The organism is Streptomyces sp. NPDC093065 (genome assembly GCF_044754585.1).
In the GTDB taxonomy this organism is placed as follows: Bacteria; Actinomycetota; Actinomycetes; order Streptomycetales; family Streptomycetaceae; genus Streptomyces.
The window spans coordinates 12,327-24,681 of record NZ_JBIVPJ010000019.1 but is presented as its reverse complement, the minus strand read 5'-3'; the positions used below and the strand labels follow the sequence as shown (position 1 = coordinate 24,681).

The 12,355-nt window shown below is 71.0% G+C and carries 14 protein-coding genes; all 14 read left to right on the top strand.

Features of this window, described 5'->3' with window-relative positions:
* Positions 1 to 18: 18 nt before the first annotated feature.
* A complete protein-coding gene (locus tag ACIQFU_RS28140; protein WP_402555071.1) occupies positions 19 to 981 on the top strand; it encodes a major capsid protein in 963 nt (320 codons plus the stop codon).
* A gap of 2 nt (positions 982 to 983) precedes the next feature.
* Entirely contained in the window at positions 984 to 1,385 is a 402-nt protein-coding gene (locus ACIQFU_RS28135; RefSeq protein WP_402555070.1) for a hypothetical protein, read from the top strand.
* A 3-nt stretch (positions 1,386 to 1,388) separates the two neighbouring features.
* A complete protein-coding gene (locus tag ACIQFU_RS28130) occupies positions 1,389 to 1,778 on the top strand; it encodes a hypothetical protein (protein WP_402555069.1) in 390 nt (129 codons plus the stop codon).
* Positions 1,775 to 2,095 (top strand): hypothetical protein, encoded by a 321-nt coding sequence (locus tag ACIQFU_RS28125; RefSeq protein WP_402555067.1) that lies wholly within the window; start codon positions 1,775 to 1,777, stop codon positions 2,093 to 2,095. The genes ACIQFU_RS28130 and ACIQFU_RS28125 overlap by 4 nt, the downstream gene beginning before the upstream one ends.
* Positions 2,092 to 2,445: a hypothetical protein gene (locus ACIQFU_RS28120; protein WP_402555065.1), complete on the top strand. Its 354-nt coding sequence runs from the start codon at positions 2,092 to 2,094 to the stop codon at positions 2,443 to 2,445. The genes ACIQFU_RS28125 and ACIQFU_RS28120 overlap by 4 nt, the downstream gene beginning before the upstream one ends.
* Positions 2,438 to 2,851, top strand: a complete 414-nt coding sequence (locus ACIQFU_RS28115; protein WP_402555063.1) for a minor capsid protein — start codon at positions 2,438 to 2,440, stop codon at positions 2,849 to 2,851. The genes ACIQFU_RS28120 and ACIQFU_RS28115 overlap by 8 nt, the downstream gene beginning before the upstream one ends.
* Before the next feature lie 13 nt (positions 2,852 to 2,864).
* Positions 2,865 to 3,341 carry a phage tail tube protein gene (locus ACIQFU_RS28110; protein ID WP_402555062.1) on the top strand — a complete coding sequence of 159 codons (477 nt, stop codon included), beginning with the start codon at positions 2,865 to 2,867 and terminating at the stop codon, positions 3,339 to 3,341.
* Positions 3,338 to 3,811 carry a hypothetical protein gene (locus ACIQFU_RS28105; protein ID WP_402555061.1) on the top strand — a complete coding sequence of 158 codons (474 nt, stop codon included), beginning with the start codon at positions 3,338 to 3,340 and terminating at the stop codon, positions 3,809 to 3,811. The genes ACIQFU_RS28110 and ACIQFU_RS28105 overlap by 4 nt, the downstream gene beginning before the upstream one ends.
* Before the next feature lie 256 nt (positions 3,812 to 4,067).
* Entirely contained in the window at positions 4,068 to 6,476 is a 2,409-nt protein-coding gene (locus tag ACIQFU_RS28100) for a phage tail tape measure protein (RefSeq protein ID WP_402555060.1), read from the top strand.
* 2 nt (positions 6,477 to 6,478) lie between these two features.
* Complete coding sequence (locus ACIQFU_RS28095; RefSeq protein ID WP_402555059.1) at positions 6,479 to 7,789, top strand: phage distal tail protein; 1,311 nt, start codon at positions 6,479 to 6,481, stop codon at positions 7,787 to 7,789.
* Between the two features lie 13 nt (positions 7,790 to 7,802).
* The gene (locus ACIQFU_RS28090) at positions 7,803 to 8,804 is read left to right on the top strand and encodes a hypothetical protein (RefSeq protein WP_402555058.1); all 1,002 of its coding nucleotides are present in this window, start codon (positions 7,803 to 7,805) and stop codon (positions 8,802 to 8,804) included.
* An 11-nt stretch (positions 8,805 to 8,815) separates the two neighbouring features.
* The gene (locus ACIQFU_RS28085; RefSeq protein WP_402555057.1) at positions 8,816 to 9,916 is read left to right on the top strand and encodes a hypothetical protein; all 1,101 of its coding nucleotides are present in this window, start codon (positions 8,816 to 8,818) and stop codon (positions 9,914 to 9,916) included.
* A 104-nt stretch (positions 9,917 to 10,020) separates the two neighbouring features.
* Positions 10,021 to 10,641, top strand: coding sequence for a hypothetical protein (locus ACIQFU_RS28080; protein ID WP_402555055.1), 621 nt, complete (start codon positions 10,021 to 10,023; stop codon positions 10,639 to 10,641).
* 96 nt (positions 10,642 to 10,737) lie between these two features.
* A complete protein-coding gene (locus ACIQFU_RS28075; protein WP_402555054.1) occupies positions 10,738 to 12,339 on the top strand; it encodes a collagen-like protein in 1,602 nt (533 codons plus the stop codon).
* Positions 12,340 to 12,355 lie beyond the last annotated feature (16 nt).

Here is a 12,355-nt window from a genome sequence, read left to right as displayed (position 1 = left end):
CCCCAGGAGTAACCGCACATGGCCGTGACCCTCGCTCAGGCGAAGCTCAACACACAGGATGACATCGACCTGATGGTCATCGACGAATTCCGCAAGTCGTCGTGGCTGCTCGACAACCTGACGTTCGACGACGTGGTCAACCCGGCGGGGGGCGGGGCGGTGTTGACCTACGGGTACACCCGCCTGATCACGCAGCCCACCGCCGCGTTCCGTGCGATCAACAGCGAGTACCAGAAGACCGAGGTGACGCGCCAGCGGTTCACCACGGATCTCGCGGTTCTGGGCGGCGCGTTCCAGATCGACCGCGTCCTCGCGAACATGGGTCCGGCCGCATCGGGTGAGGTCAGCCTCCAGATGTCGCAGAAGATCAAGGCGGCGAACGCGACGTTTTCCGACGCCGTGATCAACGGCGATTCGGCGGTCGATGTCGATTCGTTCGACGGCCTCGACAAGGCCCTCGCCGGGTCGAGTACCGAACTCACCCTCGGCACCGCGACCGGCTACGACTGGTCGGCCGTCAACTCGCAGGTGACCGGCATTGCCGCGCTCAAGCACCTGCGCCGGCTGTACGCCAAGCTGGACGGCTCCCCGACCGCGCTCCTGATGAACGCCGACGCCCTCGCGGCGCTGGAGACCATCGGCGACTTCGTGTCGCAGCTGGGCACCCTCGAAGGGTTCGGCCGCACGATCACCACGTGGCGCGGGATTCCGCTGGTCGACCTCGGCGCGAAGGCGGGCAGCAACGACCCCGTGATCCCGACCGACGCCGAGGCGGGCACCACGGACATCTACGCCGTGCGCCTCGGCCTCGACGGTTTCCACGGCATCAGCACCACGGGCGGCGCCCTGGTCCGTCAGTGGCTCCCGGACTTCACCAGCGCGGGCGCCGTCAAGACGGGCGAGGTCGAGATGGGGCCGGTGGGCGTCGCGCTCAAGGCGACCAAGGCCGCCGCCGTTCTCCGTGGCGTGAAGGTGGCGTGATCATGGCGACCCTTCACAGCCCCGTTGAGGGGTTCACGGGCGACGGCCCGGCCGGTCTCCGGTTCCGCAACGGCAAGGCCACCACGGACGACCCGGCGCTCATCGCGTACGCGCGCCGCCGGGGGTACGGCGTCGACACATCGGCGCCGCCCCCGCCCGAGCCGGTCGAGCCGGTCGACCCGCGCGAGGTCGAGGTCGAGCAGGTCGGCACCGCGCTGCGCGATGCGGCGGTCGACCCGCGCCCGAGCGACACGGGCGCACCGTCCGGGGCCGGCGAGGTCAACCCGCACGGGCCCGAGTCCGTCGCCCCGGGCATCGCGGCCGAGCCGGTCGAGGCCCCCAAGCGCAAGCCGCGCCCGGCCGCCCGCCGCAAGACGGAGCAGGGCACGACCGACGGGGGGTGACCGGTGGGCCGCGTCTACGCCACCCCCGAGCAACTGGCCGCGTGGACCGGCACCCCGGCCCCGCCGGGCGCCGAGCGGCTGCTCGCGAGGGCGTCCGAGGACATCGACGACGCCCTACTCACCGCCCTGTACGGGACGGACGGCCTCGGCATGCCGACCGATCCCGCCATCGTGTCGGCCCTCGCCGACGCCGTGTGCGCGCAGTGCGAGTACCAGCTCGCCACGGGCGACGACGGCACGGGCGCGGCGGGCCGGTGGGGAAGCGTCTCCATCGGCCCTGTCTCGCTCGGCGACCGCCGCGACGGCCCCCAGGCAGTCGGCGACGTGGACCTCGCGCCGCGCGCGCACCGCGCCCTGACGCGCGCCGGACTGCTGCCGGGGGTGATCTGGTGAACGTTCCGCGCTACCTGCTGCGCCACCGGATCACGGTCGAGCCCTACCTCGGCGACAGCGCGTACGGGCCGACGTACGGCCCGGCCGTCGAGGACGTGCCCGCCCTGGTCTCGGCCGCCGTCCGGCAGGTGCGCCGGGCCACCGACGGCCGCGAGGTCGTCAGCACCACGCAGGTGATCACCGAGCCCGGCCTCGACAGCCCGCCCGGCTCCCGGATCACCCTCCCCGACGGGCGGACCACCACGGCGATCACGACCGCCGAGCACACCGCGCCGGGGCTCCCCGTTCCGGCCTGTACGGAGGTGAGTTGCGAGTGACCGCCCGCGCCCGCCTCACGTGGAACGGCACGGCCGCACTGCGCGGCACCCGCGCCGGGGCCGTGCGCGGCCTACGGCTCGCCGCCGAGCACGTCCTCGAACGCTCCCGCCGCCGCGTGCCGATCGAAGAGGCGACCCTCGAACGGAGCGGCGTCGCCTCGGTCGACGAGAGCGCGCTCACCGCGGGCGTGTCCTACGACACCCCGTACGCGATCAGGCAACACGAGAACCTGCACTACCGGCACGACGGGGGCCGGACGGCGAAGTACCTCGAAGGGCCCCTCACGGAGGAAGCCGGCGCCGTCGCCGAGATCATCGCGGCCCAGGTGCGGAGGTCGCTCCGTGGCTGACCTGCTCGACGGCCTCGCCCGCTACCTCGACGGCCTCGGCCTGGTCACCTACGACCCCACCGGCCGCGCGGGTGACCTGTTCGTCGAGGCGATGCCGCCCGCGCCCGACGCCGCCGTGTCGCTCGCCCTGTACGACGGGCCCGCGCCCGAGGCGCGCGACGACGCCGAACAGCGGCGCCTACAGGTCCGCGTACGGGGCGGGCCCGACCCGCGTCTGTCCCGCGCCCGGTGCGAGGCCCTGTACCGCGCCGTACACGGCCTCGCGGGCGTGGAGCTGCCCGGCGGCCTGTGGCTCACCCTCGCCGCCGCGCGCGGCACCCCCGCCCCGATGGGGCCCGATTCCACCGGCCGACACGAGCACGTCGTCAATTTCGACCTTGACGTGTCCGGCCCCGCACCCACGTAAGGAGAACCCCCCGATGGCAGGCAACTCCCGCCCCATCGACGCCCGCGGCTGGATTTTCGAGGTCGAGGACGCCGAGGCCGGTACGGAAACATGGCTCCCGATCGCCGGTATCAACACTTTTACCCACAATCCGGGTGAGAACGAAGAGACCACCGAAACGACCGTGTTCGAGTCCGAGGGCATGTACGAGCAGGACGTCATGCAGCGCGGCGCGTCCCTCTCGATCGAGGGTCAGTACCGCATCGACAAGACCACCAAGGCCCAGGACCCCGGACAGGCGTACATCGACACCGTGTGGACGAATCGCCTGGGATTCGAGTCGCGCGGGCGCGTCCGGTGGCGTCACGAGTCACAGACTCAGTGGGTCGTGTGGGAGTCGACCGTCACGCCCGGCGAGCAGGGCGGGGGCAACAACGACAAGACGAGTTGGTCAGCGACGATCACGCGATGCGGGACGCCGACCACCGCCGCGGTGGTGACGACCCCGTGACCGACCTCGACCTCGACCAGGACGACGAGCAGCACCTCGACGCCGCCGGTCTGGCCGACTTTGACGCGTTCTTCGCCGAGGAGTCCGCCACCCGGCCGCGCGAGCGGCTGACCCTGTACGGGAGCACGTACACCCTGCCCGAGTCCCTGCCCCTGATGTTCACACTCCAGATGGAGCGCGTACAGGAGTCCAGCGACCCCGACGACGTGCGGCGGATGCTCGCCACCCTGTACGGGGCCGATGTCCTCGACACGTGGGCGGAAGCGGGCATGACCGACCGGCAACTCGGCGTCGTGCTCATCTACTCGGCCGCCAACATCCGCAAGCCCGGCAGCTGCACCATGGTGCGCGCCGCCGAGCTGTACGAGCAGCAGGAAGCGGGAAAAGCCGCCGCGCCGAACAGGGCGGCGCGCCGGACGACCGCGAAGAAGAAGGGGAAGAAGGCGGGGAGTTCTGGCGCTCGGTCCTGATCAACTGGACCGCCGTCGAGGCAGACCTCGCCCGCGAGTACGGCCTCGCCGCCCATGACCTCGCCGCCCTGTCCACCCGCCGGTTCCTGGCCTTGATCTCTGGCCTGTCCGGCGACGCGAGGTTCGCCCGCGCCTGGTCGCGCACCCCCCGCAAGGTGACCGACCCCGCAGAGATCGCAGCTATCACCGGCATTCCCGCCGCGTAACCGCACTACCGGCACCGCGCCGGATGACCCCCGACAGGAGGTGATCCGGCGTGTCCCTGACCGTCGGCGAACTCCTCGCCACGATCACAGTCGACGACGGCCCCGCCGCCGCCGGCATGCAGCGCGCCGAGGCCGGTATGCGCGCGACCGGCGACACGATGATCGCCGACGCCAACCGCGCCGGTCAGCAGGCCGGGAACGCGATCGGCGACGGCATGGCCGACGGCGCCGACAGCGCCGCCGACCAGGGATCGAGTGCCCTCGCGGCGTTCGGTTGGGCCGCCGTCGGCGCGACGATCGGCGCGGCCCTCATGGCCGGAGTCGGCCAGGCCCTCGAACAGGGCAAGGTGCAGGGCAAGCTACAGGCCCAACTCGGCACCACGGGGCCGGTGGCCGCGCGGTACGGCAAGGTCGCGGGTGACCTGTACGCGGGCGCGATCGTCGACTCGGTCGAGGACGGCGCCGAGGTCATCAAGGGCATTGCCCAAAACGGGCTTTTGCCGCCCGAGGCGACACAGGCCCAGATACAGACCATGTCCAAGCGGGTCGCGGACACCGCGGCCGTGATGGGCGAGGACGTGGGGAAGGTGTCCCGCGCGGTCGGGACGATGCTCAAGACCGGCGTTGCGTCGTCTGCGGATGAGGCAATGGACGTTCTCGTAAAGGGAACGCAGAAGGGCGTCAATTCCGCCGAGGATTTGCTCGACACCTTCACCGAATATCCGACACAGTTCCGCGACCTCGGCCTCGACGCGCAAACCGCGATGGGCCTTATGCAACAGGGGTTGCAGGGCGGCGCACGCGATGCGGACACCGTCGCGGACGCGCTGAAAGAATTTGCGATCCGCAGTAAGGACATGTCTGCGGGGAGTGTCGCGGCTTTCAAGGACATTGGCCTTAACGCGGATGTCATGGCTAAGACGTTCACTAAGGGCGGGCCCGAGGCCAGTAAGGCGCTCGGCGATGTCCTCCAGCGCATCAAGGCCATTGAGGACCCGGCCAAGCGGAACGCGACCGCTGTCGCGCTTTTCGGCACCAAGGCCGAGGATTTGCAAGGCGCGCTTTTCAAGCTCAATCCCGCCACCGCAGTAAAGGCACTCGGCGATGTCAAGGGCGCGACCGACAAGGCCGGAAACGCGATGCGGGACAATGCCGCGACCAAGTTCGAGGCATTCAAGCGCGGCGCCATGCAAGCACTCGTCGGCGTCATGGGCGACTACGTCGTACCGGCCCTGGTCACCGGAGCCGAGTACGCGCTCAAGTTCGGCAAGGGCGTAGCCACGGCGGCCGGGTTCGTCTCCGACCACTCGACGGCCTTCACCGTCGCCGCCGGGCTGATCACGGCCTTTCTGCTCCCGACGCTGGTCGCCCTCGCCGCACAGGCGTGGGCCACCTCAACGGCGGTCGTCGCCGGGTGGATAGCCCAGGGCACCGCCTCGGCGGGCGCGGTCAGCGCGTTCCTGGTCGCCAACGCGTCGATACTCGCCGGCTGGATCGCCCAGGGCGCGGGGGCAGTTGCCGCCGCCGCCCGCGTGGTGGGGGCGTGGGTCCTCATGGGCACACAGTCGATGATTCAGGCCGCGCGGATGGCTGCTGCGTGGGTTCTCTCGATGGGCCCCGTGGGGCTCATCATCGCGGCCGTGGTCGCCCTGGTCGCGCTCATCGTCGCCAACTGGGACACCATCGTGAGCGCCACTGCTGCGGCGTGGGACTGGATCTGGGACAAGATCAAGTCCGTGGGTCAGTTCCTCCTCGACCTGTTCCTGAATTTCACGCTTGTTGGAATCATTATCAAGCATTGGGATTCGATCAAGTCGGGAACCGTTCGGGTCTGGAACGGAATTGTGGATTGGGTCAAGGGCCTGCCGCAAAAGCTGATCAACTTCTTTCTTAACTGGACCTTGCCCGGCCTGATCATCAAGCATTGGCAGTCCATCAAGGATGGAAGCGTTCGCAAGGCGACGGAACTCGTCAACTGGGTGCGCGGCCTGCCCGGCAGAATCGTTTCCGCCGTCGGTAGTCTCAAGGATCTGTTGTCGGACAAGGGGCGCGACTTGATTCGCGGCCTCTACAACGGCGTTCGCTCAATGGGCAGTTGGCTGAAAAGCCAGCTGATTTCCTTTGCGAAAAACATGATTCCCGGACCGATCGCCAAGGCTCTGGGAATTCACTCGCCGTCGCGGGTCATGGCAAAGCAGGTCGGCCGGTGGATTCCCGCCGGTCTGGTCAAGGGAATCCAGAGCGGCGCGGGCGCGGTCGCCCGCACCATGCGGAACCTGGTCGAGCCGCCCGCCGTGCCCGCCCTCGCGGGCGCGGTCGTGCCCGGCTACGGCTCGCCGTTCGCCGCCGCGCCGTCGTCCGGCCCGACCGTGCACGTCGAGCACTGGCACGCCGCTGAGAACGGCAGTCCGGACGACAACGCGCGGGCCCTCAACTGGCTTGCCAAGGCGAGGGGGTGACGATGGCTGTCGGCGACCAGGTCACCCGGCCCGGACACGTCCAGTACGGCGACCTGTTGCTCGGCCCCGGCACCCCCTACGGGTGGCGGACCCTCACCGGGTGGGAAGACCTCCCCGGCCTCGACTCCGGAACCGTCCCGCGCAGCGACGCGCACGGCGCGTTCCCCGGCGGCTTGCTCGCACAGGCCCGGACGATCGGCCTCGACGGGTTGGTCATCCGGGCCCCGCGCGCGTCCGTCGGCGCGGTCGTGGCCGCCCTCAACCGGGGCACGGTGCCGGTCGAGGACGAACTACCGCTCGTCGTGTGGATCGACGAACGCGGGCCCCTGCTCGTGTGGGCCCGCGCGACCCGCCGGGCGATACCCGCGAGCCTCGGCTACCGGCTCGGCACCATCACGGGCGGCGCGGTCGAGTTCGTCGCGACCGACCCGCGCCGGTACGGCCTGGTCGAGCAGGTCGCCCCCGCGACCCTGCCCGCCCCGGAAAGCGGCCTGATGTGGGACACCGACCCCGAGCAGGTTCTCGACGGCGAGCAGGCCGCCGGCGTCGGCGAACTCTGGCGCTGGTGGACGGACGGCGACCCCGTCCTCGCCGGCGACGGTGTCGGCACGGTAAGCGTTCACCCCCAGACAGCCGGCGGTGAACTGGTCTGGTCGGCCGAGTCGAGCGACTACGGGTGGCCGGTGTCCGTTGGGGCCGAGGTCGCGTTCGCGTCGGCGCTCGCCGCCGCCCAGGGGGCGACGATCATCCTCCGGTGGTGGGACGCGTCCGGCGCGTACCTGGCCGACTCGACCGGCGACCAGGGCGACGGCACGTTCGACGCGACGGCGCCCGCCGGGGCCGCGTGGGTGCAGCCGGTCGTACTGCTGCCCGCTGCGCTCCCCGCGCCGGTCCCGATCGGCACGTCGTCGCTGCTGATCGGCTCGCCGTCCGGCGGCCTGTCGTGGCCGCTCGACTTCGGCACCCCCGGCAGCACCGGCACGTTGTCGGTCGTCAACGCCGGGGACGCCGCGACCCATCCACTGATCGAGTTCCGGGGCCCGGTGGAACGGCCCTCGATCACCAACGTGGACACGGGCGACGTACTCGAATACGACCTACCGCTCGCCGCCGAGGACGTGCTCGCCGTCGACACCGCGGCGGGCACGGTCACGCTCAACGCGACCGCCTCGCGGATCTACACCGCGACCGCGCGCTCGGTTCCCGAGCAGACATGGACTCTTCCGCCGGGCCCCTCGCAGCTGCAATTCCGCGCCGCGTCCGGCGACCCCGCCGCGACCGCGACCGTGCGGTACCGCCCGGCCTACTGGTAAGGAGACACCCCCCGTGACCGTGCGTTCCGCATGGCTGCTGCCCAAGGCGCAGACCCGTGAAGACACCCGCCTCGCCCCCGTGTCGCCCGTCGCGCACGAGTCCCCGATCAGGGTCCGCGACGGTGTCTTGCCGGGCGGCGACCCCTTCGCCGCGACCGGCGCCGCCGCAATGCAACTCCAGATCGGCGCCGGGCGCGCGTACGTACAGGGCACCGACGCCCAGGGCGCGTACCCGATCGCCAACGACGGGCCGGTCACCCTCACATTCACCGATGGCGACGCCCAGTTCGGCCGCATCGACACCGTGGCCGTGCGCGTGCTCGACGCCCTGTTCGACCGGGAAGGGCAGAACCTCGCCCGTATCGAGATCGTCGAGGGCGAGCCGGACGCGACCCCGACCGCGCCGACCCTGGAGCCGGCGAGTCTGCGCCTGTGGGACGTGGCCGTACCCGCGGGCACCTCGGCGGGCGTGGGCGGCATCAACTGGGCATCCGCCCTCGCCGACCGGCGGCGCTACACCACTGCCGCCGGGGGCATCATCCCGCGCGGGTGGGGCCTCGGCTTCAACGGCTCGTACGACGGCCAGTACCGCGACAACGGCAGCGTGCTGGAACGGTGGAACGCGACGGCCGGTGAATGGCAGACCTACCGGACCCCGCGCCGGACCGAGTCGACCGCGACCGGGTTCGCCGTCTCGTCCGCCTACACGCTGAACACCTTCGCCGCGCGCCGCAATCCCGACGCGGGCGTGTGCTCGTTCGTCGTCGAGGTCAGCCGCAAGGGCGCACAGCTCAACGTGCCCGCAGGGGGCAACATCAACGACGAGACGATCGGCACCCTGCCGAGCGGGTGGCGCCCGAACATCGACGCCGACATATCCGTGTCCGACGGATACGGCGAGGGGTCCGCCCGCCTGGCCACGTCCGGAGTGATCACGCTGCGCACCTGGTCCGGGGGCGGCGCGCTGCGCAGCGACCGGAACATCAGGGCGTCGTGCACATTCCTGCTGCCGTGACGGGGGGTGCCGTGCGAGCCGCGCCCCCGTACCGGGTCCTGTTCTGTGACCTGCGAACCGACCAGCTGCTCGACGCCCTTCCCGTACAGGGCGTCGCCCTCGACGACTACATCGGCAAGACCGGCCGGTTCACCGGCACCGTGCCGATCCCCAACCGCGCCGTGGCCGAGCGGGCCCGCCGGGCGATCCTGCCCGGCCGTACGGGGATATGGGTCGAGCGCGGGCGCGACCTGTGGTGGGGCGGAGTCCTGTGGACGCTCGCCCTCGCCTCGGACGCCCGCGGCTTCCTCGGCGCCCAGATTCAGGCCGGCGGGTGGGAAAGCTACCTGTACCGCCGCCTGTTGTACGACACGCAGATCGCGCAGCAGGTCGACCAATTCGACATCGCTCGCGGCCTGGTCGACTACGCACAGAACGCACCCGGCGGCGACATCGGCATCACGTACGACGCCGACCCGTCCGGCATCGCGCGTGACCGCACCTTCCTGCGGTACGACCTCCCGAGCGTCGGCGACCTGCTCGACGACCTCGCCGCCGTCGAGAACGGGTTCGAGTGGCGCATCGCGAGCTTCCGCGACAGCGACGGCCGCCGGATCAAGCGGTTGCAGCTGGGACACCCCACGATCCGTACGGGCGCGTCCGAGGTCGTCCTCGACCATCCGGGGCCGGTCCTGTCCTACACGTGGCCGGTCGACGCCACCAAGAAGGCGAACACCTGGCAGACGCGCGGCGCGTCCATCAATACCAACCAGGCCGCCGACTCCTTCCCCCTTACCTCGCCGGTCCTGGTCGCCGACGACGACCTCGCCGCCGGGTGGCCGCGCCTCGACGGGTCGAGCGACTACACCACGGTTGAGCGACAGGACACCCTCGACGCCTACGCCCGCGCCGACCACGCCGCCGCCCGTACCCCGGTCACCATCCCGGAAATCACGGTCCGGCTCGGCGGCGCGATCACGCCGGGCCTGCTCGGCTCGACCATCCGCCTACGCATCCGCGACCTGTGGCACCCGACCGCCCTCGACGCCCGATACCGCGTAGTCGGCATCAACGTGAGCCCGCCCGAGCGCGGGCGCCCCGAAACCGCGCAGCTGTACTTGGAGGCCCCGTAATGCCGTTCGTCCCACAGGACGTACTCGACCGGATCGCCGCCCTCGAACGGGAGGTACGGCAGCTACGCGGGCGCGCGCAGATGCGCCCGGCCCTCAATCAGGTCATGGCCGGCGACGTGGTGATCGGCGAGGGCGGGCAGCTGATCGCCCAGACCCCCGGCGGACAACGGACGTTCATCGTCGGGCAGACCCCGCAAGGCGATTGGGGCGTCGGCCTCGGCCGCGAAAGTGGCACTGCCGCCCTGACCGTCGGCGACGACGTGAACAGCGCCGACTCGCAAATGATCCGCATGTGGTCACGCGACGGCGAGGTCATCGTCATGGATGACGCCTACGCAGACGGGTTCCTCGGCCGCCCCTCGATGCCCGTCCCCATGCAGTCGACCGCCGGCCAGCAGACCGCGAACACCGGCACCACCACCGCATGGACCGGCGCGACCCGGCTCATGAACTCCGTTCTGTACGCGGCGTTCGAGACCTACACGCCCGCCGGGACCACGGCCAATGTCCAGTTCGAGGACAGCGACGGCGTGATCGAGTCGTGGGTCGCGAACACCTCGAACGGCTGGACGCTGCGACAGATCACGAAGCCGGTCCGGCAGGGGTTCATGGACCACGTCAACTACCGGTTGAAGCACTCCGTACGGAGCGGCAACGGCCCGATTCAAACGAACTGCCTCGGCGTCTACACCCGGAACGCCTTCACCGCAGCGGAGGCCCCGTGACCACGCCCGCACCCGACGCCGCGAGCAGCGGCGTCATGCCCGACCCGGGCAACGACCCCCACGCCTACGCACCGCCGACCATGGAGGACCCCACCGATGCCGCTCCCCGAGGGGATACCGACCGTCCGACTGACCGGCCGGTTCCTGACCCCTGACGGCCGCCCCCTTACGGGACAGGTCGTGTTGCGGGCCCCGAGCCTGGTCACGTTCGGCGAGTTCGACGTGATCCTCGGCGGACCCGTAACCGCGCCGCTCGACTCGACCGGCGCTTTCGAGGTCGTCCTACCGGCCACCGACGCCCCCGGCATGAACCCCGACGACTGGTCGTACCAGGTCGCCGAACAGCTCGCGGGCGTCGCGACGAACCGCGTGTACTCCATCCTGCTGCCTGCCGAGGCCCCCGAGGTCGACCTCGCCGACATCGCGCCGACCGACCCCTCGACCCCGACCTACGTCGCCGTGCGCGGTGACTCGGCGTACGAGGTCGCCGTCGCGCAGGGATTCACCGGCACCGTGTCGCAGTGGCTCGCATCCCTGATCGGCCCCCAGGGCGTCAAGGGGGACACCGGAGCGACCGGCCTCGCCGGTAGCGACGCGTACGAGGTCGCCGTCGCCGCCGGGTTCACCGGCACCCGCGCCCAGTGGCTCGCGTCCCTGATCGGCCCCAAGGGGGCCAAGGGCGACCAGGGCGCACCCGGCACGCCCGGCACCAACGGAGCGGACGGCGCACCCGGAGCACCGGGCGTCGTGCAGTCGGTCAACGGCATCAGCGCCGCCGAGGTCATCCTCGCCGCCGCCGACGTGGGGGCCGTCCCCGCAACCGCGCCAGGGGCGGCGAACGGCGTCGCGCAGCTGGACGCGTCCGGCAAGGTCCCCGCCGCCCAGCTGCCCACGTCGAGCGGCGGGGGCGCTGTCGCGTCCGTCAACGGGTACACGGGCGTCGTCGTCCTCGCCGCCAGCGACGTAGGCGCGGCGACCGCCAGTCACACGCACACCGCCGCGCAGGTCGGTGCCCTCGCCACGACCGCGCGAGCAGCAGCGAACGGCGTCGCATCCCTCGACGCCTCGGCCCGCGTCCCGATCGCGCAGCTTCCCGCCGCCGCCGGCCGGAACGCGTGGACGCCGCAGGCCCTCGGATTCGAGGCGTGGTCATGCGACCCGTACACCGTGGCGAACCCCGTCGCGAAGTACCTCAAGCCCAACCGGCTGTACTTCGTCGGGTTCAACATCACGGACTCGACAACCGTCGACAGGATCGTCATGTTCGCCCGCGGCTACGGGGGCGTGTCCAGCAACCGCTACCGGGCGGGCATCTACCGGGAGAACGGGACCAAGGTCGTCGAGTCGGCCGCCGTCGCGCTCACTCAGGCCGGGCAGGAAACCGGCTCGATGCCCGCCATGGTCTCGAACCACATCGGAGCCGTACCCCTCGCGATCACGCAAACCGTGCTCACGCCCGGCCGGTACTGGGCCGCCTGGTCGCTGGTCGTGGGCGGAACGGCCGACTTCGCGTTCTACCACGTGCAGAACGAGGCGCCGGTCGCTACGGCGAACTTCTGGATGCCCGGAACGCCGTTCGCGCGCGCCTGGTACACGGAAGGCCAGTCAAACGCCGCACTGCCCACCACCGTGAGCCAGTCGGCCGCCGCCGTCCTCGCCGATCACGACATCCCGATCATGGCCCTCGCCAACGTCTGAACCCTGCTCGCCCCGT

What these genes read in the sequence shown, in the direction of transcription:
- ACIQFU_RS28110 (WP_402555062.1), top strand. Translation starts at nt 2,865, where the DNA reads ATGGCAGGCAACTCCCGCCCCATCGACGCCCGCGGCTGGATTTTCGAG.
- ACIQFU_RS28140 (WP_402555071.1), top strand. Translation starts at nt 19, where the DNA reads ATGGCCGTGACCCTCGCTCAGGCGAAGCTCAACACACAGGATGACATC.
- ACIQFU_RS28095 (WP_402555059.1), top strand. Translation starts at nt 6,479, where the DNA reads ATGGCTGTCGGCGACCAGGTCACCCGGCCCGGACACGTCCAGTACGGC.
- ACIQFU_RS28135 (WP_402555070.1), top strand. Translation starts at nt 984, where the DNA reads ATGGCGACCCTTCACAGCCCCGTTGAGGGGTTCACGGGCGACGGCCCG.
- ACIQFU_RS28080 (WP_402555055.1), top strand. Translation starts at nt 10,021, where the DNA reads ATGGCCGGCGACGTGGTGATCGGCGAGGGCGGGCAGCTGATCGCCCAG.
- ACIQFU_RS28075 (WP_402555054.1), top strand. Translation starts at nt 10,738, where the DNA reads ATGCCGCTCCCCGAGGGGATACCGACCGTCCGACTGACCGGCCGGTTC.